Consider the following 21,004-nt stretch of genomic DNA (forward strand, 5'->3'; position numbering starts at 1 on the left):
ATTTAAATAAAAGTGATCTTAATCTTATTGAAACAAAGCTAACAAGAGATTTTGATTTTATTATTTCCCTATTTGATGATACTCAAAGCCTTTATCATCTAGATTAAAGGCATTGTATTGATTTCTCCCATCAAAAATAACAGGTTTCTTTAGTTGATTTTTTATCTCTGAAAAATCTGGAGAACGAAACTCTTTCCATTCTGTTAACAATATTAAAGCATCTGAGTTTTTTAAAACCTCATATTTTGCCTCTACATATTCAACGTTTTGAACCTCTTTTAAATAGTGTTCTTTTGCTTCATTTATAGCTTTAGGGTCATATGCATTTATTTTAGCACCTCTTTTGACTAATTCTTTGATCACATAAATTGCAGGAGCCTCTCTCATATCATCTGTGCCTGGTTTAAATGCTAAACCCCATATTCCAAAACAAAACCCGGTTAAATCATCTCCAAAACGACGAACTATTTTTTTAACAATTACTAATTTTTGCGCATCGTTTACTTTTTCAACAGCATTAATTAAACGTGCATTATAACCATGTTCTTCTGCTATTTTAGATAACGCTTTTACATCCTTAGGAAAACAAGATCCTCCATAACCAACTCCTGGATATATAAAACTGTAGCCTATCCTATTATCAGAACCGATTCCTAAACGAACCATATTTGCATCTGCACCCACTTTTTCGCAAATATTAGCAATCTCATTCATAAATGATATTTTAGTTGCAAGCATAGCATTTGCTGCATACTTTGTCATTTCTGCAGAACGAACATCCATTGACACAAAACGGTTATGTGTCCTAAAAAAAGGAGCGTATAATTCTTTAATTTTTTTTGTAACCTTTTCAGAATCTGAACCAATTACAATTCTATCTGGCTTCATGAAATCTTCTATTGCTGTTCCTTCCTTCAAAAATTCCGGATTTGAAACTACATCGAAATTCAAGTTTATTTTTCTTTTATTTAATGCACTCTGAACTCTGAACCTCACCTTATCTGCTGTACCTAATGGTACTGTAGATTTATTTACAATAATTATTTTACTTTCTAAAACACCCCCAATTGAATCTGCAACAGACAAAACATGTTTTAAATCAGCACTTCCGTCTTCGCCCATTGGAGTACCAACCGCTATAAAAACAATTTCAGATTTATAAATAGCCTCAGAAAAACTAGTCGTAAATCTCAAACTTTTATTTTCTAAATTTTTTGAAACTAATTGAGAAAGCCCTGGCTCAAAAATAGGAACCTCACCTTTATTTAATTTGTTTATTTTAGAAGCATCTATATCTACTAAAACAACAGTATTTCCCATTTCTGCAAAACAACCCCCCGTAACCAAGCCGACATAACCACAACCAATAACTGTAATTTTCATATAATTTCTTTCTCTTAAAGTAACATTTATTTAAGAACAATATTTGCTGCCAAAAACTAAACCTGTTCTTTTTTCATTAAATGAACATCGCTATTCACCATATCTTTTACCAATGTTTCTAGGCTATATTCTGCAACCCAACCTAATTTTTCTTTTGCTTTTGTAGGGTCTCCGATCAACAAATCTACTTCTGTTGGACGAAAATAAGAAGGGTCTACAGAAAGGACTTCTTTACCTATTGCTACTTGAAAGTCTTTATGACTACAAGCCTTAACAATAGCCTTCTCATCTATTCCTTCACCTATAAACTCAAGTTCAATTCCAACCTCTTCAAAAGCCAAACGAACAAAATCTCTTACTTTTGTGGTTTTTCCTGTTGCAATAACCCAGTCTTCTGGTTTTTCTGCTTGTAGAATCATCCACATCATGCGAACATAATCTTTAGCATGCCCCCAATCTCGCTGCGCATCTAAATTTCCTAAATATAATTTATCTTGTAATCCTAAGGCTATTTTTGCAACTGCTCTGGTTATTTTTCTGGTTACAAAGGTTTCTCCTCTTCTTGGCGACTCATGATTGAATAAAATCCCATTACATGCAAACATATTATAAGCTTCACGGTAGTTTTTAGTTATCCAAAAGCCATAAATTTTTGCAACACCATAAGGAGAACGAGGATAAAAAGGTGACTTTTCATCGTAAAATCCTTTTTCATTTTTATTTTCCGGCATTCCGCCATACAATTCTGATGTTGATGCTTGATAAATTTTTGTTTTCTTTTCTAATCCTAAAATACGTACCGCTTCTAAAATTCGCAAAGTACCCAAACCGTCTACATTACCAACATATTCTGGTGTATCAAATGAAACAGCAACGTGGCTCATAGCCCCTAAATTATAAATCTCGTCTGGTTGTGTTTCTTGAATAATACGGGTTAAATTCATCGCATCTGTTAAATCACCATAATGCAATTTAATTCTTAAATCTGGATCGTGAGGATCTTGATATAAATGATCTATTCTATCTGTATTAAAAGATGATGATCTTCTTTTAATACCATGCACAAAATAACCTTTTTCTAATAATAATTCGGCTAAATAAGAACCATCTTGACCCGTAATTCCTGTAATTAATGCAACTTTCATTTTTTTATTTTAAAAAACTTAAACAATGTCTTAGTTTTATTTTAGTTTTAGTCTTAGTTTTAGTCTTAGTCTTAGTCTTAGTCTTAGTCTTAGTCTTAGTCTTTATCACAAACCTTTTTAAACTTTGACAATGACGATGACTAGATTCGTTATATCCATTTAATTCTGATAGTCATAATAATTTCCAGTCTTGGTCTTTGTCTTTGTCTTTGTCTTAGTTTTATTTTAGTCTTCGTTTTAGTCTAAGTCTTATACACCTAACTTCTACCTAAATTAACTTCACTTCTTTAATACTATCTATATGCTCTAAAAACCAAGCATACGTTTTTTCTACACCCTCTTCTAGCGCTGTTTTATACTGCCAACCTAATCTTTGCATCTTAGATACATCCATCAATTTTCTTGGTGTTCCATCTGGTTTTGATGCATCCCAAATAATATTACCTTTATGGCCGACTACTTTTTGAATCGTTTGTGCCAATTCTTTTATGGTAACATCTGTACCAGAGCCAACATTGTACAGGTGCTCTGGTAATTTATTTTCTAGTGCAAAAACTACAGCTTCTGCCAAATCATCTACAAACAAAAATTCGCGCATTGGCGAACCACTTCCCCATAAAACTACTGCTGCATGATTGTTTATTTTTGCCTCATGAAACTTACGCAACATTGCAGGTAAAACATGCGACGTTTGCAAATCAAAATTATCAAAATATCCATATAAGTTAGTAGGCATTAAACTTACATAGTCTTTTTTAAATTGGTTTCTAATTGCTTCACAAGCTTTAACACCAGAAATTTTTGCAATCGCATACCATTCATTTGTTGGCTCTAATGAATCAGTTAACAAACAAGTTTCTTTTAATGGTTGTGGTGCATACTTAGGATAGATACAAGAACTTCCTAAAAATATAAATTTTTCAACACCCAGTTTTAATGCACCATCTATTAAATTATTTTGAATCTGCATATTTTCCATCAAAAATTGATACGGAAAATTATTATTCGCTAAAATACCTCCAACTTTTGCTGCAGCATCAATAACTACATCGGGTTTTTCTTGTTTATAAAACTCAAAAACTTGTTGCTGATTTCTTAAATCTAAATCTGCACTTGTTTTTCCTATTAAATTGGTATACCCTTTACTTTCTAAACTTCGCCAAACCGCAGAGCCAACCATACCTCTATGCCCAGCAATGTAAATTTTCAACTTCTTTTTTTGTAAACTCATTATATCAATTGATAAACCATGGTACTATTCATCCCTAAAAGGGAAAAATAAATATTGATGCTACTTATCATTTTTTAAATTCTCTTTCTCTTGTACTTCTCTTCGTAAGCCACTGCTAGAAAAACGGTGTTCTCGTTTATTAAAATACAAATCGATTCCTTTTTCTTCACAATACTTTCTGCCTGTAAACTGCTTACTTGCATACTCATCTCCTATAATACGAACGTCTATTTTAAAAGAACGCAACACATCTTCTAAATCTTGCTCTGTGGCATAAGGAATAATTTCATCTACATACCTACACCCTTTTAACTGAATATACCTTTCTACTACTGATTGAACAGGCCTGTTTTTTTCTGGTCTATCTAGTGTGGGGTCCGTTTGTAAGGCACAGATTAAATAATCGCATTGGCGTTTTGCTTCTTCTAACATTTTTACATGACCTGCATGAAACAAATCAAATGCACTAAAAGTAATTCCTACTTTCATCTCGTTTTTTTTACAAATATAATTTATTTAATGTGGCTTAAAAAAGCGTGTTTTTCACCATTTTTAGAAATAGCTAAATTTCTGATATCATGAACTATTTGAATTGATTTTTCAGAATCTTTCAATCCAAATCCGTTGCCTTTTAAGATTTCTTGATAACTAGTTGTATGCAAGTCGGTAAAACCATCACTAAACTCTAATTCTTGTTGATCTACGGTTATCGATCGAAACGTTTTCTGCTGTTTCTCTTTGATATATATAGGTAAATCATTTTCATCAATAGACAAAAACCAACGAACTCTGGCGTTTTTAAACTCTAAATATCCTGCCGATTTACTTTTTTCTCGTAAATGAACTTTATTTTCTTGCACCTCACCAAAAATCCAAGAAAGCATGTCGTAAAAATGCACACCAATGTTGGTTGCAATTCCGCCAGATTTACTTTCATCTCCTTTCCAAGAAATATCGTACCATTTCCCTCTAGAGGTAATATAAGTTAAATCTACATCGTACTTTTCATTTTTATTCGCCAACGCTACTTTACTTTTTAGAGCAATAATACTAGGGTGTAATCGTAACTGCAGAATGGTATTTATTTTTTGTCCCGATTCTTTTTCAATTCCCATTAAAGCCTCTATGTTCCATGGATTTAATACCAACGGTTTTTCGCAAATTGCATCTGCACCTCTTCGTAAGGCCATTCTAATATGAGAATCATGTAAATAATTAGGGGTACAAATACTCACATAATCAATATGAGTGCCAGCTCTTTTTAGTTTTTCTATATGACGATCGAACCTTTCAAATTCTACAAAGAAATCAGCATTCGGAAAATAACGATCCATAATACCTACACTATCAAATTTGTCTAATGCAGCTATTAATTGGTTATTTGTTTGCTGAATTGCTTTTAAATGTCTGGGCGCAATGTAACCTGCTGCACCAATTAATGCGAAATTTTTCATTATTTATAGGGACTTATCTATCTGTTTAGAATCTAAAAAATTCTTAACATCGTATACTATTGATTTTTCTTTTTTTATCTCTTCAAAATTTAAATCTAGAAACTCTTTATGTGCAACTGCTAATACAATGGCATCATATTGTTTTTTTGGTATCTCGGAAAAAGAAGTGATTTTATAGGTGTTTTTTACTTCTTCTGAATTAGCATGCGGATCAAAAACAACCACATTAGCTCCATATTCTTGTAACTCATAAATTAAATCTACCGTTTTTGTATTTCTAATATCTGGACAATTTTCTTTAAAAGTGATTCCTAAAACTAATATACCTGCGCCTTTTACCTCTTGATCTTTCTGAATCATCAATTTAGCAACCTCTGATGCTATGTATTTACCCATGCTATCATTCACTCTTCTACCTGCTAAAATTATCTCTGGATGATACCCAAACTCTTGAGCCTTTTGAGCCAAGTAATAAGGATCTACACCGATGCAATGCCCTCCAACCAAGCCTGGCTTAAATGGTAAAAAATTCCATTTTGTACCTGCAGCAGCCAAAACATCTTGGGTATTTATATCCATTAAACCAAAAATTTTAGCCAATTCATTAACAAAAGCAATATTAATATCTCTTTGAGAATTCTCGATTACTTTTGCAGCCTCTGCTACCTTAATAGACGGCGCTAAATGGGTGCCAGCAGTAATCACAGAAGCATACAGTTGGCTTACTTTTTCACCAATTTCCGGGGTAGAACCAGAGGTAATTTTTAATATTTTATCTACAGTATGCAACTTATCTCCGGGATTAATTCTCTCAGGAGAATATCCAACGAAAAAATCGGTGTTATATTTTAAACCAGATACCTTTTCTAAAATAGGCACACAATCTTCTTCTGTAGCTCCAGGATAAACGGTAGACTCATATACAACAATATCGTTCTTTTTTAAAACGCTTCCTACCGTTTCACTCGCCTTAATTAAAGGAGTTAAAACTGGTCTATTATTTTTATCCACAGGCGTAGGAACGGTAACAATAAAGTAAGTACACTCTTTTAATTCGTTTAAATTTGATGAAAAAAACAGTCCTAAATCTTCATTATTTGTTGATTTTGCTACTGCTTTTAACAACGATGCTTCAACCTCCATTGTAACATCTTCATACGCTTTTAGTTGATCTACTCTAGTTGTGTTTATATCAAACCCAACCACACTATATTGGGTTGCAAAAAGGCGTGCCAAAGGCAAACCAACATAACCCAAACCAATAATTCCTATTTTTATTTTACTCATTTATTCTTTTCATTATTGCAATTATCTTTTCTAGTTTTTTGTAATCCAAAAAACCACCCTAAAAAATTACTTTAAATGCAACCAATACCATTCTATCGATTTTTTTAACCCTTCTTTTAAAGAAAAAAGAGGCGTATAGCCTAGTAATTTTCTCGCTTTTGAAATATCTGCATGCGAATGCGGAATATCACCAACTCTTTTTGAACCATAAATAATTGACACCTCTTTTATTTTTGTATCAAAATCAGCTAAAATATCCTTAAGATAGTGTGTTAATTTTTTTAAGGTGTTTCTTTCTCCGAAGGCAATATTATATACCTCATTTACACTTTCTTTACCTGATGTTAAGCTTAATAAATTTGCCTGAATCACGTTCTCTATATATGTAAAATCTCTAGAAAAACTTCCATCTCCATTAATAACTGGGGACTCTAAACGCATAAATTGCTCTATAAATTTCGGAATTACTGCTGCATATGCTCCATTGGAATCTTGCTTAGCACCAAAAACATTAAAATACCTTAAACCTATTGTTTCTAAACCGTATGTTTTATAAAAAACATCTGCATATAATTCATTTACATACTTGGTAACCGCATACGGAGATAATGGTTTTCCTATCACCTCTTCTACCTTTGGTAATGTTTCAGAATCTCCATAAGTTGAAGAACTTGCAGCGTACACCATTCTTTGTACCTTATTATCTCTTGCAGCAACTAACATATTTAAAAAGCCAGAAATGTTAACCTCATTTGTGGTTACTGGATCTTTTATAGAGCGAGGCACAGAACCCAATGCTGCCTGATGCAAAATAAAATCTACGTTTTTAGACGCAAACTGACAATCTGCAAGGTTGCGAATATCTCCTTCAATTAAAGTAAAATTTGAGTTTTTGATGAAGTCTTGAATGTTTTCTCTTTTTCCTGTAGAAAAATTATCTAAACAAACGACTGTGTTATTCGTTTTAAGCAATGCTTCACATAGATTAGAACCTATAAAACCTGCACCACCAGTAACTAGTATTTTTTTTCCAGTCAAAACAACCTCCATCTTTCCTTTTTATTAAGCTTTTAAGAAACAAATGTAGCAAAAAAGAATCACTTAATTTTCACACAATAAAGGGAAGTAAACAAAAAATCCTTCACAAGATTGTGAAGGATTTTTACTTTGGTGGGCAATAGCTTGTTCCGATCTTTTTTCGGAAAGGGATTCGAACCCCCGACCTCTCCCGATAAAAAATCGGGATGCTCTAGATTTCACTAATTATCATTTTCCAAAATCAATCTCAAAATCATTTTTCTTGATTTCCATGATTTTATCTGTTTTTCTCGAGCGTAAGCTGCTTCTTTACTCTGAAAAGTTTCTTGATAAACCACAACCCAATCTTTTGAACGTGCTGTAAAACCTCGATGATTTGATAAATGACTTACCAATCGTTTCTGAATATTTTGTGTTGCACCAACATAATATTTATCTAGTTTTTTTGAATATAAAATGTACAGGTAAAAAGTCATAAAAAGCTATAAAACAAAAAATCCTTCACAAGATTGTGAAGGATTTTACTTTGGTGGGCAATAGCCTGTTCCGAACTTTTTTCGGAAAGGGATTCGAACACCCGACTTCTCCCGATAAAAAATCGGGATGCTATAGATTTTACTTATTATCATTTTCTAAAATTAATTTCAAAATCATTTTTCTTGATTTCCATGATTTTATCTGTTTTTCTCGAGCGTAAGCTGCTTCTTTACTCTGAAAAGTTTCTTGATAAACCACAACCCAATCTTTTGCACGTGCTGTAAAACCTTGATGATTTGATAAATGACTTACCAATCGTTTCTGAATATTTTGTGTTGCACCAACATAATATTTATCTAGTTTTTTTGAATATAAAATGTACAGGTAAAAAGTCATAAAAATCTATAAAACAAAAAATCCTTCACATGATTGTGAAGGATTTTTATTTTGGTGGGCAATGAGGGATTCGAACCCCCGACCCCCTCGGTGTAAACGAGGTGCTCTGAACCAACTGAGCTAATTGCCCTAAGCGGATGCAAATATAACATTGATTTTTAATCTACCAAATAAAAAAAGAACTTTTATTTAAATTATTTCAGCCACCACAAAAGTACTTCCACCAACATAAATCATATCTTGTTGATTTGCATTAGCTAAGGCACTTTTTAATGCTTTTTGCACCGATGAATATTTTTTTCCTTGCAAGCCAAATAAAACTGCCTTTTCTTGTAATTCTATCTCAGAAAGCCCTCTTGGTATGTTCGGTTTGCAAAAATAATAAGTAGCCTCTTTTGGAAACATCGGCAAAACATTCTCTAATTTTTTATCTGAAACGACCCCTATAACAATATGTAAATTCTTATAAATTTCTTTTTTTAGCTGATTGACAACAATCTCTAAACCTTCTTTATTATGTGCGGTATCGCAAATTACTTTTGGTGAATCTTGTAAAATTTGCCAACGACCTTTTAAGTTGGTGTTCTGTACAACATTTAACAAGCCTTGTTTAATATTTTCTTCTGAAACCACAAATCCATTTAATTTTTTAACTGCGGCAACAGCTGTTTTAGTGTTTTTTTGCTGATAAACACCTAATAAATCTGTTTGATAATTAACCATATCGGAAGAAGCAAAATGCAACGTCGTATTTCTATGCATCGCCTTTTCTACAAAAACCTGTTTTACCTCATCTTGCTCTTCTCCGATTACAACTGCAACTTTCTCTTTAATAATACCCGCTTTTTCTGAAGCAATTTCTGGTAAAGAATCTCCTAATAAATCGGTATGATCTAATCCTATATTAGTAATTACAGAAACCTCTGGAGTAATAATATTAGTAGAATCTAACCGACCACCTAAACCTACCTCAACAATCGCTATATCTACATTTTCTGACGCAAAATAATCAAACGCCAAACCAACAGTCATCTCAAAAAATGAAAGCTGCTGTTGTTGTAAAAACACTTTATGGGCTGCTATAAATGAAGTTACTTTTTGCTTAGAAATTTCTTTTCCGTTAATACGAATTCTCTCTGTAAAATTTTTTAAGTGTGGCGAGGTGTACAAACCAACCTTATAACCTGCTTCTTGCAATATAGATGCAATCATGTGACTGGTAGAACCTTTACCATTTGTACCACCAACATGAATAGATTTAAACTTTTGTGACGGAAAATCTAATTCTTTTGAAAAAGCCAAAGTATTTGCTAAATCTTTTTTAAAAGCTACTTTACCCTCTCTTTGATACATGGGTAACTGTGCAAACATCCAATCTAATGTTTCTTTGTATGTCATATTCTATATCCTAACTACTTTAAGCTTACTATTTATGAAAGCTACTTACAAAAATACCATTATTTAGACAAAGAAAACTTATAAATTATGGTTCCTATTTGTATTTTTGAAGCACTAGAACTTGCACTCCATTTTGTTTTTAATGCAGCTTCTTTAGCTGGTTTTAACAAACAAGCAGCAGAATTTGTAGTTCCTTTTTCTCCTGCAAACGCACGAATAACATTGCCTTTTCTATCAACCTCTACACTAACTACTACCGTACCTTCTTCTTGACAATCGGGTTGTTGTTTTGGCTTAAACAACGCATTTCTGCCCAGTAAACTATAATTACTATCTGCTATGCCTTTTGTGTTTGAATAATATTTATCGCTATTATCTACACCGGTTTTGCTTCCTTTATTCGTTAATGAGCTATTTTGCTGATCAGAGGTGTTTTTGACACTCTTATTTTCTGATGATGTATTTTCTTTTGATGAAGCTGCGTTTAATAAATTATTTAAAGCATCTTGAATTTCTTTGGATGGTTTAGGCTTAACTACTTCTTTTTTTATAACTTCTTTTGAATTATTTTCTTCTGATACCTTCTCTTTTTTTTCTATTAAAAAATCGTCAGCGTTTTCATTTGTAATTATCGGCTCAATCTCTTTTGCATTTGCACTCTCATCTGGTAAAACTTCTTTTGTTGCAACATCTTGTACTACTTCATTTGAAATTGTTTTTTTACTCGATAACGCATCCGCTGATTGACTATCATTTTCTGTAAATCCAAAAGCTACAGCAACACCATATTCTTCTGGCGGATCTGTATATTGTAATCCAAAAGTAAAAACAACCAACATTAAAAGCACTACAAGTAATGTTGTAATTAGTGCTGACTTCCGTTTATGAATAGTATTTAATAGAGGCATTTATATAGGGGTTATTCTAAATTAATCAATTTCCTTTAACTGCTAAAATCATTTTCAATTTATTTTTATTTGCAATATCTATAACATGCATTACATTCTTATACGAAACCTCTTTGTCTGCTCTAATTACAATGGTCTTTTTAACATCTAAACCTACTTTTTTAATCAATTCACTTTCTAAATTAAGCATCGACACTTTTACTTTATCAATATAAAAAACTTCATTTTTTGTCACAGTTACAGCTATTGCAGTATTATTTTCTGTTTTTCCGCCTGCCTTTGGCAACAGAACATCTATAGCGTTAACGGTAACTAAAGTAGAAGTTAACATAAAAAATATCAATAATAAGAAAACGATATCTGTCATTGAAGACATGTTAAAAGTTGCGTTTACTTTATTTCTTCCGCGTAAATTCATTTAAAATAGTATTACTGTTTATATTTTTTAGATTTACGCTGGATCGTTTAACAAATCTAAAAACTCTACCGATTTAGCCTCCATTTGATACACAACCTTATCTGTTCTTACCACTAAATGATTGTAAGTTATGTAAGCAATAATACCAACAATTAAACCAGCAACAGTGGTTGTCATTGCGGTATACAACCCGTCAGACAATAATTTTATATCTATTTGCCCACCTGCATTAGCTATTTCATGTATGGCAACAATCATACCTATTACAGTACCTAAAAAACCAATCATAGGCGCAGCACCGGCAATTGTTGCCAAAACACTTACATTTTTTTCTAATTGATACACCTCTAACTTACCTGCTGTTTCTATGGCTGTATTAATATCATCTAAAGGCTTGCCAATTCTAGAAATACCTTTACCAATTAACCTAGCTGTTGGTGTATTTTTACTTTTACAAAGTGCGTTTGCAGCTGCTAAATTACCATCAGAAACATCACTTTTTATTTGATTCATAAAATTTTCGTCAATTTTAGAGGCCGCTAAAATGGCAAAAAAACGTTCGAAGTAGATATACAAAGCTACTATTAACAAAATAAACAGCAACGCAATAATTAACTGCCCACCAACACCACCATCTGCGATTAACGAATAAATAGAGAGTGTTTTTTTACTAGAAACTGCCTCGTTTAAAAGCGGTGTATTTTCTTGAATAAATAATATCATTAAAAAGTTATTTAAATTTATAAATGAATAACGGAGATTCCTTTTTAAAATTGCTTTAAAAAAAGCAATTAACTATGTATCAAAAAAAATGCCATTCTGTAGTTACACAAAATGACATTTTTACTTTTTTATCTTATCAAATTAAAATAATGTTCTTGTTACCATAAAAGCTGCAGAACCAACCACAAAACCAATTAAAGCCAACCAAGATATTTTTTTAAAATACCAAAAGAAATCTATTTTTTCCATTCCCATTGCTACAACACCTGCAGCAGAACCAATGATTAACATTGAACCTCCTGTACCTGCAGAAAAAGCTATAAAGTGCCATAACTCATTATCTAAAGGCTCAGAAAACATTCCTAAACTTGCAGCCACCAAAGGTACATTGTCAATAATAGCAGAACCAACACCTAACAACATAACCACCAAATCAGAAACACCTGTTACACCAGTTGTGTGCATTTCTGTACCCATCATTGGTATTGAATCTTGAAGCGTTGATGCAAAATTAAAAAGAATTCCTAAAGACTCTAAAGCAGCAACTGCCATCAATATACCTAAGAAAAATAAGATACTAGGCATTTCTATTTTTGATAATGAATGGTGCACAGGACTATGATGTGCATTTTCATCTGATTCTCCTGAATTAAAATCTGTCATCGAAAATTTAGAACGACTGTAGATTTCAGCAAAAGTAGCCACTACTGCTAAAGACAACATCATACCTACATAAGGTGGCAAATGAGTTACTGTTTTAAAAACAGGCACAAACAAAATAGCTCCTAAACCTAAATATAACATTCTTGCACTGTGCATGCTTTTTGGCTTTTCAACTTCATTTTCATCAAAATCGATGTCTCCTTTAAAAGCAGGTAAAAATGAAGCTATAAAAGTAGGAACTGCCATACATAATAAAGAAGGCAATAATAAATACTCTATTAACTTTAACGTAGTTACTTTTTTACCAATCCAAAGCATTGTTGTGGTAACATCTCCGATAGGAGACCAAGCACCACCTGCATTAGCTGCAATAATAATTAAACCTGTAAACCAGATTCTTTCATCTCTATTTTTAACAATTTTCTGTAAAATTGAAATCAATACAATAGTCGCTGTAAGGTTGTCAATTATTGCCGATAATATAAAAGCTAAAATAGCAAACATCCACAAAAGCTTCTTTTTACTTTTAAAATTTACATAGCCTTTTATCGTAGAAAAACCATCGAAATAATCAATAATTTCTACAATAGTCATGGCACCTAAAAGAAATACTAAAATTTCTGCAGTTTTACCTAAATGGTGTAATAGTGTTTCTTCTACCAAATGCAACTTATCTGCATGAATCATAGAAGCAAATCCGTCTACTAAACCATGTTTACTAGAATCGAACCAGTTTGTAAAATTATCTACACCTAACGCCACCAATGCCCAACAGACTGCCATCATAATTAAGGCAGGTATTAGTTTATCTAACTTTATGTTGTGCTCTAAAGTAATGGCTAAATACCCCATTACAAATACAATAATAATTACTGATTCCATTTTTTTTATTTTTAATTTATATCAATTCTTTTAGCGCTATTTCAAACGCTGTTTCACTTATTTTAGTTTTTGATGCACTTCTTGCAAAGGTTCTTTGCAGTGCCTTTTTAATAACACTCGAGGTATCTTCAAAAATAGCCTCATCGGTCATTGCTACTCTTCTCTCCATAAAATAGGCAAATACTCTTGCCATACCGCAATTAGAGATAAAATCTGGAATTAAACTAACTTTTTTATCAGTATCTTCCATAATAGATCCAAAGAAAATTTCTTTATCTGCAAATGGCACATTTGCACCACAAGAAATTACCTCTAAACCACTTGCAATCATTTTATTTACTTGATCTTGTTGCACCAATCTTGAGGCCGCACAAGGAGCAAATATTTCACATGGAAGCTCCCATATTCTCTGATTAATCTCTTGAAAAGGAATCATATTTTGTGCCACCAAAGTATTCCCTTCTTTTTGTAAAAATAAGGTTTTTATTTCTTCAAAAGAAAATCCGCTTTCATTAATTAACCCTCCGTCTCTATCAATAATTCCTACAACTTTGGCACCCATTTGCGCCAAGTAATATGCTGCTGCAGAACCTACGTTACCAAAGCCTTGCACAACAGCTCGTTTACCTACAACAGAACCGCCATAAATATCATAATAATGTTTTACTGCTTCGGCAACACCAAAACCAGTAATCATGTCTGCTACCGTAAATTTCTTTAACACGTTAGGTGAGTAATTTTTACTTTCTAACACCTTAATTACACCATGCCTTAACTGGCCAATTCTGTTTATTTTATCCGCTTCTGTCGGCTTAAAGTGACCATTAAAAACTCCTTCTTGCGGATGCCAAACACCCACATCTTCTGTCATCGGTATCACTTCATGTATTTCATCTACATTTAAATCGCCACCGGTACCATAATAATTTTTTAACAATGGCGAAACAGCCTTGTACCAACGCTCTAAAACACCTTTTTTACGAGGATCTTGCGGATTAAAATTAATTCCTGATTTTGCTCCTCCGATTGCGGGTCCAGAAACCGTAAACTTTACTTCCATTGTTTTTGCAAGAGACAGTACTTCATTCATATCTAAACCCTCTCGCATTCTTGTTCCGCCACCTGCAGCACCACCTCTTAGAGAGTTAATAACTGTCCATCCTTCTGCCTCTGTTTCAGAATCTTTCCAGTTAAAAACAATTTCTGGCTGTTTATTCTCATATATTTTTAATAATTCTTTCATTCTAAAATTTTAAATAAATTAACTTTCTTTTTTGTTCGTTTAAACAATTTTAATCTTTCATTAAAAACCCCTTCTGGGGCAAAGCTAAAGTTGATTCATTTTATGATCTTTAAAATTAAATTTTAGGAGGAAACTATACAAACTTACAGTAAAAAAATGAGTGCTCAAATTTTTAATTAGGATAAAAAATTTCTCCTGACGAATGATTTTTACGAGCACCAGTAACAGATTTTAAACAATTTACTTGATTATCAACTCTTAACAAGCCTAAAAAGGCAAAAATAAGTGCTTCTTTAAAATTGATCAATGTAACTTCTGGCAATATTAAATTAACTTTTTTATAACGTTTTATTTCGGCTATCAAAAAAGTATTAAAAGCGCCACCACCAGTTACCAAAACAGTAGCTTCTTTTGGCAATTCATTTGCTATAGCCCAAGCAATATGATCTGTAAATGTTCTTAAAATATCTGTAGGATTTGCATCACTTGCTACTAACTTTGGAAAAACATGTTCTTGCACCCACTCTAACCCTAATGATTTTGGCGCTTCTTTTTGATAATAAGACAATGCTTTTAACTCTTTTGATACAGAGGTTAAGATGGAACCCGAGGCAGCTATTTGCCCACCATCATCAAAATCAAAACCTAATTCTTTAGCGTATTTATTAAGAACAATGTTTACCGCACAAATATCATATGCAATCCTTTTGCCATTTGTATGATAAGAAATGTTTGAAAAACCGCCAAGGTTTAAACAATAGTCGTAATCAGCAAAAAGCAACTCATCGCCAATAGGCACCAGTGGCGCTCCCTGACCACCCAATTGCACGTCTTGCGTTCTAAAATCACAAACTACTTTTTGATTGGTTTTATTTGCTATTACCTGCCCATTTCCCACTTGCAGAGTTCGGCCTTTTTTAGGCTCATGTAATACAGTATGACCGTGAGACGCAATAAAGTCGATTTTAGCAATTTTATAATTCGCTACAAACTTATTGACAGTAGCCCCTAAAAGATCACCATAATTAAGATCTAACTCTAATAACTTATCCGAAGAAAAATGAATAGCCTCTTGCAAAGTAAACTTCCATTCTTTATTATAAGATACAGTCTCTGAATGCAAAATGCTAAAATTTTGAAAGTTATTGTTATCAAATTCTACATACACTAAATCAATACCATCTAAAGAAGTGCCAGACATAATGCCTATAGCAAATACAGGTTTTTTAATCATATCTGTAAAATTAATAAATTCTAATGAAAATATGTTACGAAATCGATATCTTTGACACTTAAAGTTACGAATAACATAAAAATACACATACATGGATTTTAGTTTAACCGAAGAACACATCATGATACGTGATGCCGCAAGAGATTTTGCACAAACAGAATTATTACCAGGCGTTATCGAAAGAGACAACAAACAAGAATTTCCGAATTCATTGGTAAAAAAAATGGGCGATTTAGGATTCATGGGGATTATGGTAGACCCTAAATATGGCGGAAGTGGTATGGATACTATTTCTTACATATTGATTATGGAAGAACTTTCTAAAATAGACGCATCTGCCTCTGTTATTGTCTCTGTAAACAACTCTTTAGTTTGTTACGGACTAGAAAGCTACGCTTCTGAAGCACAAAAACAAAAATACTTAACCAAATTAGCTACCGGAGAGTTTGTAGGCGCCTTTTGCTTAAGTGAACCCGAAGCTGGTTCTGATGCTACATCGCAAACAACTACTGCAGAAGATAAAGGTGATCATTATATTATTAACGGTACAAAAAACTGGATAACAAGTGGCGGTAGAGCCGATGTATACCTAGTTATTGCACAAACCGATAGAGAAAAAGGACACCGAGGTATTAATGCTTTTATTGTAGAAAAAGGCACAGAAGGTTTTCATATCGGACCTAAAGAAGACAAGTTAGGTATTCGTGGTTCAGACACACACACCTTACAATTTAACGATGTAAAAGTACCCAAAGAAAATAGAATTGGCGAAGATGGTTTCGGATTTAAATTCGCCATGAAAACCCTTTCTGGAGGTAGAATTGGTATTGCCGCTCAAGCACTTGGCATTGCTGCCGGAGCGTATGAATTAGCTTTAAAATACTCGAAAGAACGCAAAGCTTTTGGTACAGAAATATGCAATCATCAAGCAATTGCCTTTAAATTAGCAGATATGTATACCGAAATAGAAGCTGCTAGAATGCTAGTTACCAAGGCGGCTTGGGACAAAGACCAGGGCAATAATTACGACATGTCTAGCGCAATGGCTAAACTATACGCATCTAAAGTTGCTATGGAACAAACAGTAGAAGCGGTACAAATTCATGGTGGTAACGGCTTTGTTAAAGATTACCATGTAGAACGTTTAATGCGCGATGCAAAAATTACTCAAATCTATGAAGGAACTTCAGAAATTCAGAAAATTGTAATTTCTCGCGGAGTTATTAAAGGATAAAAAAACAGTTCCTAGTTTAAAACACAAATCCACCTTTCTATATAAGGTGGATTTTTTTTATGGCGCAACCTTTCAGGTCAGGCTTTTCGCACTCGCTTCCCGATAAAAATCGGGAGAGCTCAAACAATCGCTTCAATCCTTTGCGCAAAAGCTAATCGAATGAATCATAAAACTGAACATCAAACAGCTGTAACCCAGAAGAAGGTGCATTGTGCCTCATAAATAACCTATCGTTATCTTCTTGTAACGAAGCCTCTATAAAATTAAAATCGCAGTTTCCTTTACCCAATTCAAACAACGTTGCCATTATCAATCTAATTTGATAACGCAAAAAACCTTTTCCCTTTACCTTTAATATATATGATTTTTCTGGAAAAAAATTTGCAGTCAATATCGTATTCTCTACAATTTCACAAACATCAATAACTCTTTTAAAAATAGTATTTTCTGAAGGTCTAGTACAATATTTATGAAAATAATGTTCCCCTTCAAAAAGTTTCGCAGCAGTCATCATCGCATCAATATCTAATATTTGATCAATATTTACCATAAAAGGTGCCGCAAACGGATGATTTTTTTGTCCAAATGAAAAATAATAATGATACTCTTTAACCTTTGGCGCGTTAATAACATTAAAACTATGAGGTACTTTTTTAAAAGAAACAGCTCTAAAATCTGGAGAGAAATTAGAATTCAAAGAAGATAAAAACAACTTTTCCTCTAACTCTATGTCTACAAACAACTGAATATAGTAGGTATTTGCAGAAACCTTTGCATCGGTCCTACCAACTCCTATAGTCTTAAAAACAACTTCTTTAAAAACATAAGACAAACTTTTATCTACCATTTCATGCAGTGTTTTTGCGTTTGTTTGCTTTTGCCAACCCGAAAAACGGAAACCAAGAAATTGAATACCAACAAGGTAAGAATATGAATATTTCATACCTACAAAAGTACAATAATTACATTTTTTTTACAAAACAGGCATTTTTATGAATATCTTAAAATCATATACTGTTTTTTTGACAACTTCATATTTTAAACCACTCAATAATAAAAAAATAAACTTATCACAATATAACCCCCCTTTTTTTGAGGGGTTGTTTTTAAAAAACATACTTTTTAAAAAACAACCCCTTGCAGATGTAAAATAAATATTTACTTTTGGCATAACAAAACAAACAACACAACTTAAAACAAACAACAAAATTTAAAAACAAAAATTATGAAAAAAATTATTTTTACACTATTACTAACAAGCAGCTTAGTTATAAGCGCTCAAGAAAAAGAAGAAAAAGGAACTTTTACATTAAGCGGTTCAGTAGATGTATACCACAGTAGCAATCTTAAAAGTGGTTCTCTAGGTTCTGTAGGCATCTTATCTGATGTACCCGCAAATGGCTTTGGTTTAGGTATGGTAAATACCATTTTTGCTTACGAAAAAGGAAAAGCCGGAGTTGTTGCTGATTTGGCTTATGGCCCAAGAGCAAATGCAGCAAATGCTTATGATGGTGCTATCAACCAATTATATGCCTATTACAATGCAACAGATAAATTAAAGATAACTTTAGGGCAATTTAACACGTTTTACGGTTATGAAGTAATTTCTCCTGCGAGTAACTTTAATTATTCTGTATCTTATTTATTTAATGCAGGTCCTTTTTCGCACACCGGTTTAAGATTAGATTATGCTAGCTCAGAAGATTTATCTTTTATGTTGGCAATTACAAATCCACACGGAATCACTTCAGGAGCAAACACTCAAGGAAATGATTATCAATTAGGTGGTCAAGTAGGTTACAAAGGCCAGTACTTTAATGTAGCTTATGGCGCTGATGGTTTTGGGTTTAAAGATGTATTATACCTAGACTATACAGGTGGTTTCGATGTATCAGAATCTTTCTTTTTAGGAATAAATGCAGCTTACGCTAACTCTAGCGATGCAGATGCAGGATACCAAGGTGTAGCTTTATATTTACAAAACACTTTCTCTGATACTTTTTCTTTAGGTTTAAGACCAGAGTTTTTTACTACTACTTCTGGATCAGGAGATGCTAGTCAATCTGCATACACACTTACAGCTAACAAATCATTAACTTCTAGCCTAAATATAATTGCAGAAGTAAGATATGACACTTCTGATGACGTTACTTTCTTTGGAAAAGAGAACGTTACAGGTGCAACATTAGCAGCAGTTTATTCTTTCTAAAACTAATAAATATGAAGCCTATAAAGCATGCTTTATAGGCTTTAAAAAATTAACTAAATCAATTAATAATGAAAAAAATCGAAGCAATTATAAGAAAATCTAAATTCAGCGCGGTAAAAGAGGCGCTACATCAAGTAGATGTAAACTTCTTCTCTTATTGGGATGTAACAGGTTTAGGTAACGAAAAAGAAGCACATGTATACAGAGGCGTTAGCTACAGCACAGGTGATATTCAAAGAAGATATTTATCAATTGTAGTAAATGACGATTTCGAAAAAATTACCATCAATGCTCTTTTAAAATCTGCAGCTACCGGTGAAGTTGGAGATGGTAAAATATTTGTATCAGATATTTCTGAAGCTTACAGAATTAGAACAGGCGAAAAAGGAGGAGAAACTTTAAAGAAAACATCAAAATAAAAATAACATGGAATTATTAACAACAAACAACGTATGGATGATGATCTGTACAGCACTAGTTTTCTTTATGCATACAGGTTTTGCATTTTTAGAAATTGGTTTAACAAGACAAAAAAACACAATTAATATTTTATTTAAAAACATCTTCATTATTACCGTTGGTCTACTATTATACTATATTGGCGGATTTAACTTAATGTATCCAGGAGACTTTAACGGATTTATAGGTTTTGCTGGCTTTGGACTAGATACTGTAGCTGGAGCTAACTTAGCTTACAATGCAGGTTATACTTACTGGACAGACTTCTTGTTTCAAGGGATGTTTGCTGCAACTGCTGCAACCATTGTTTCTGGTGCCGTAGCAGAACGCATGAAAATAGGTCCATTTATGATCTTCACAATTTTATACGTAGGTTTCGTTTACCCAATTGCAGGTTCTTGGAAATGGGGTGGCGGATTTTTAGACCAATTAGGTTTTTATGACTTTGCTGGTTCTACCCTAGTTCACTCTGTAGGAGGTTGGGCTGCACTAGTAGCTGTTTGGTTACTAGGCCCACGTATTGGGAAATTTAAAGACGGTAAACCACAAGCAATACCAGGACATAATATACCTTTAGCTACTGCAGGTGTTTTAATTCTTTGGTTAGGTTGGTTTGGTTTTAATGGTGGTTCAGTTTTATCTGCAGACCCAGAATTAACTTCATTAACTTTAGTAACAACTTGTTTGGCAGCGGCAGCTGGTGGTGTTGTTGCAGCACTTGTATCATTCATAAAATATAAAAATTTAGATTTAACGATGTTTTTAAATGGTATTTTAGGTGGTTTAGTTGGTATTACAGCTGGCGCTGATGTTATGACGCCAGGTAGCGCAATAATCATTGGTGGTATAGCGGGTGCTATTATAGTGTTTGCCGTAGCCTTAGTTGACGCTATTAAATTAGACGATCCTGTAGGTGCAATTGCTGTGCATTTAATATGTGGTATCTGGGGTACTTTAGCGGTAGGTATTTTCTCTACAAACCCAGAACATACTTTCTTAATACAATTAACAGGGGTTGCTTGTTATGCTGCTTTTTGTTTGATAACATCTTTCTTAATAATCTTTACCTTAAAGAAAACAGTAGGTATTAGAGTCTCTGAAAAAGAAGAATTAGAAGGCCTTGATACTCATGAGCATGGTATGGATGCATATCCAGACTTTCGTTTAAACGACAACTAATAGGAATAACTTATAGATTTAGGAACCTGCAAATTTTACAATT

Annotated in this window: 21 protein-coding genes and 1 tRNA gene; 4 read left to right on the forward strand and 18 right to left on the reverse strand. The window is 33.0% G+C overall.

The window, feature by feature from the left end; genetic code table 11:
- Window positions 1-60 precede the first annotated feature (60 nt).
- The 17 genes from Q0678_RS11345 to Q0678_RS11425 form a co-directional block, all read right to left on the reverse strand.
- Window positions 61-1,383 (reverse strand): UDP-glucose/GDP-mannose dehydrogenase family protein, encoded by a 1,323-nt coding sequence (locus Q0678_RS11345; RefSeq protein ID WP_299057958.1) that lies wholly within the window; start codon window positions 1,381-1,383, stop codon window positions 61-63.
- A 56-nt stretch (window positions 1,384-1,439) separates the two neighbouring features.
- The gene (gene gmd, locus Q0678_RS11350; protein WP_299057960.1) at window positions 1,440-2,528 is read right to left on the reverse strand and encodes a GDP-mannose 4,6-dehydratase; all 1,089 of its coding nucleotides are present in this window, start codon (window positions 2,526-2,528) and stop codon (window positions 1,440-1,442) included.
- 268 nt (window positions 2,529-2,796) lie between these two features.
- Entirely contained in the window at window positions 2,797-3,759 is a 963-nt protein-coding gene (locus tag Q0678_RS11355) for a GDP-L-fucose synthase (protein ID WP_299057962.1), read from the reverse strand.
- A 60-nt stretch (window positions 3,760-3,819) separates the two neighbouring features.
- On the reverse strand, window positions 3,820-4,248 hold the full coding sequence (locus Q0678_RS11360) for an adenylyltransferase/cytidyltransferase family protein (protein ID WP_299057964.1): 429 nt from the start codon (window positions 4,246-4,248) through the stop codon (window positions 3,820-3,822).
- 23 nt (window positions 4,249-4,271) lie between these two features.
- Complete coding sequence (locus Q0678_RS11365) at window positions 4,272-5,213, reverse strand: Gfo/Idh/MocA family oxidoreductase (protein WP_299057967.1); 942 nt, start codon at window positions 5,211-5,213, stop codon at window positions 4,272-4,274.
- A 3-nt stretch (window positions 5,214-5,216) separates the two neighbouring features.
- The gene (locus tag Q0678_RS11370) at window positions 5,217-6,500 is read right to left on the reverse strand and encodes a nucleotide sugar dehydrogenase (RefSeq protein ID WP_299057969.1); all 1,284 of its coding nucleotides are present in this window, start codon (window positions 6,498-6,500) and stop codon (window positions 5,217-5,219) included.
- Between the two features lie 66 nt (window positions 6,501-6,566).
- Window positions 6,567-7,550 (reverse strand): SDR family oxidoreductase, encoded by a 984-nt coding sequence (locus Q0678_RS11375; RefSeq protein ID WP_299057971.1) that lies wholly within the window; start codon window positions 7,548-7,550, stop codon window positions 6,567-6,569.
- Window positions 7,551-7,759: 209 nt separating this feature from the next.
- Window positions 7,760-8,014, reverse strand: a complete 255-nt coding sequence (locus Q0678_RS11380) for a GIY-YIG nuclease family protein (protein WP_299057973.1) — start codon at window positions 8,012-8,014, stop codon at window positions 7,760-7,762.
- Between the two features lie 139 nt (window positions 8,015-8,153).
- Window positions 8,154-8,411: a GIY-YIG nuclease family protein gene (locus Q0678_RS11385; protein ID WP_299057975.1), complete on the reverse strand. Its 258-nt coding sequence runs from the start codon at window positions 8,409-8,411 to the stop codon at window positions 8,154-8,156.
- Window positions 8,412-8,463: 52 nt separating this feature from the next.
- Window positions 8,464-8,541: transfer RNA gene (locus Q0678_RS11390), tRNA-Val, on the reverse strand.
- Between the two features lie 59 nt (window positions 8,542-8,600).
- Entirely contained in the window at window positions 8,601-9,809 is a 1,209-nt protein-coding gene (locus Q0678_RS11395) for a folylpolyglutamate synthase/dihydrofolate synthase family protein (protein WP_299057977.1), read from the reverse strand.
- Window positions 9,810-9,868: 59 nt separating this feature from the next.
- Window positions 9,869-10,717 (reverse strand): energy transducer TonB, encoded by an 849-nt coding sequence (locus Q0678_RS11400; RefSeq protein ID WP_299057979.1) that lies wholly within the window; start codon window positions 10,715-10,717, stop codon window positions 9,869-9,871.
- Between the two features lie 25 nt (window positions 10,718-10,742).
- Window positions 10,743-11,135, reverse strand: coding sequence for a biopolymer transporter ExbD (locus tag Q0678_RS11405; protein ID WP_299057982.1), 393 nt, complete (start codon window positions 11,133-11,135; stop codon window positions 10,743-10,745).
- A 33-nt stretch (window positions 11,136-11,168) separates the two neighbouring features.
- A complete protein-coding gene (locus Q0678_RS11410; RefSeq protein WP_299057983.1) occupies window positions 11,169-11,858 on the reverse strand; it encodes a MotA/TolQ/ExbB proton channel family protein in 690 nt (229 codons plus the stop codon).
- A gap of 141 nt (window positions 11,859-11,999) precedes the next feature.
- Window positions 12,000-13,403, reverse strand: coding sequence for a sodium:proton antiporter NhaD (gene nhaD, locus Q0678_RS11415; RefSeq protein ID WP_299057984.1), 1,404 nt, complete (start codon window positions 13,401-13,403; stop codon window positions 12,000-12,002).
- Between the two features lie 16 nt (window positions 13,404-13,419).
- Complete coding sequence (locus Q0678_RS11420) at window positions 13,420-14,646, reverse strand: Glu/Leu/Phe/Val dehydrogenase dimerization domain-containing protein (protein WP_299057986.1); 1,227 nt, start codon at window positions 14,644-14,646, stop codon at window positions 13,420-13,422.
- Window positions 14,647-14,818: 172 nt separating this feature from the next.
- The gene (locus Q0678_RS11425; protein WP_299057988.1) at window positions 14,819-15,880 is read right to left on the reverse strand and encodes an anhydro-N-acetylmuramic acid kinase; all 1,062 of its coding nucleotides are present in this window, start codon (window positions 15,878-15,880) and stop codon (window positions 14,819-14,821) included.
- Window positions 15,881-15,971: 91 nt separating this feature from the next.
- Here Q0678_RS11425 and Q0678_RS11430 point away from each other — a divergent pair, with 91 nt between their 5' ends.
- Window positions 15,972-17,114, forward strand: coding sequence for an acyl-CoA dehydrogenase (locus tag Q0678_RS11430; protein ID WP_299057990.1), 1,143 nt, complete (start codon window positions 15,972-15,974; stop codon window positions 17,112-17,114).
- Between the two features lie 151 nt (window positions 17,115-17,265).
- Here Q0678_RS11430 and Q0678_RS11435 read toward each other — a convergent pair whose 3' ends face one another.
- Complete coding sequence (locus Q0678_RS11435; protein WP_299057992.1) at window positions 17,266-18,057, reverse strand: tRNA pseudouridine(38-40) synthase TruA; 792 nt, start codon at window positions 18,055-18,057, stop codon at window positions 17,266-17,268.
- A 282-nt stretch (window positions 18,058-18,339) separates the two neighbouring features.
- Here Q0678_RS11435 and Q0678_RS11440 point away from each other — a divergent pair, with 282 nt between their 5' ends.
- From Q0678_RS11440 to Q0678_RS11450, 3 genes are all read left to right on the forward strand, one after another.
- Window positions 18,340-19,323 carry an outer membrane beta-barrel protein gene (locus Q0678_RS11440; RefSeq protein WP_299057994.1) on the forward strand — a complete coding sequence of 328 codons (984 nt, stop codon included), beginning with the start codon at window positions 18,340-18,342 and terminating at the stop codon, window positions 19,321-19,323.
- A gap of 68 nt (window positions 19,324-19,391) precedes the next feature.
- Window positions 19,392-19,742 carry a P-II family nitrogen regulator gene (locus Q0678_RS11445; protein ID WP_299057996.1) on the forward strand — a complete coding sequence of 117 codons (351 nt, stop codon included), beginning with the start codon at window positions 19,392-19,394 and terminating at the stop codon, window positions 19,740-19,742.
- A 7-nt stretch (window positions 19,743-19,749) separates the two neighbouring features.
- The gene (locus tag Q0678_RS11450) at window positions 19,750-20,961 is read left to right on the forward strand and encodes an ammonium transporter (RefSeq protein ID WP_299057998.1); all 1,212 of its coding nucleotides are present in this window, start codon (window positions 19,750-19,752) and stop codon (window positions 20,959-20,961) included.
- The last annotated feature ends 43 nt before the right edge of the window (window positions 20,962-21,004 follow it).

The sequence above is a fragment of the uncultured Polaribacter sp. genome (genome assembly GCF_947497125.1).
Lineage (GTDB): Bacteria > Bacteroidota > Bacteroidia > Flavobacteriales > Flavobacteriaceae > Polaribacter.